1 protein-coding gene and 1 pseudogene are annotated in these 859 nt (G+C 39.2%); one reads left to right on the top strand and one right to left on the bottom strand.

What is annotated here, in order from left to right; all coding sequences use genetic code 11:
• The first annotated feature begins 273 nt into the window (after positions 1-273).
• The gene (locus ACO0K1_RS20225; RefSeq protein ID WP_423029004.1) at positions 274-624 is read left to right on the top strand and encodes a hypothetical protein; all 351 of its coding nucleotides are present in this window, start codon (positions 274-276) and stop codon (positions 622-624) included.
• Between the two features lie 117 nt (positions 625-741).
• Here the strand turns inward: ACO0K1_RS20225 and ACO0K1_RS20220 are convergent.
• A pseudogene (locus ACO0K1_RS20220) lies at positions 742-859 on the bottom strand (IS30 family transposase); the annotation flags it as partial.

The following is an 859-nucleotide window of genomic DNA, read 5'->3' as shown; positions in this document are numbered from 1 at the left end:
CTTGGGTAAGATGTGTGTATGTCATTTCGGGCAACTTTGACTTGGAGGTCTGGAAGGCCGGATGCTACTGCATCTTCCCACCTTTAACCATTTATCTTCAGTTGCACTTCATAGTTGAACTCGCGCAGGCAGGAGATAGGTTGGTAGAAACATTACCTATTACTGACTAGTGCGGCTTCTGATGCAGACGTTTATTTTTTCTGACTTAACGAACTTTAGCGCGAAAATTTTGATTAGATTTTCATTTTCTGAAAAATTTAGTGAAGGAAAAAAATGTCTCAGCTTAACTATGATCCAAACGCGTTGATCAATATTATTATTTGCAAGTTACATCTGAAGAATGACGTGCAGTTGAGTCGAATACTCGGAATTTCACCGTCAACTATTGCAAGAATTCGCTATTTTCAATTGCCAGTCAGCGCAGGTCTTCTTGTAAGAATGCATCAGGAAACTGGGCTTTGCATTAAAGAGTTACGATCACTCATGGGAGATCATCGAACATACTTTGGGCGTATTGACTTGGCAACTTGTATAAGAATTGCCGGTCCTGCTTTCAAAGATTTACCAGTTAGATTTGTTTCGATGAGAAATGGTAGTGGTTCTATAGCGAATTCTATTTTGTAGCATTGCTTATCTGATCCGCTGAATAAAATATAGCTCTATTATCTCAATTTGAAAACGACCAAATATGCTGAGTAATATTGATTTTTTTTGCCAAAGGTGATTGAGTGAAGGGCGGATTCAATTTCGAAGTGCAACCACATGTTGATGCGATTGTAACTGCTTCATAAATACTTGGTGCGGCGTTTTGAAGCCGAGACATTTTCTGGGACGATGATTTAAGCTGTTCATCGCCCAT

The organism is Undibacterium sp. SXout20W (assembly GCF_049340285.1).
Taxonomy (GTDB): Bacteria; Pseudomonadota; Gammaproteobacteria; order Burkholderiales; family Burkholderiaceae_D; genus Undibacterium.
Note: the sequence above shows the minus strand (reverse complement) of the source record. Positions and strands in the feature narration are given on the sequence as shown.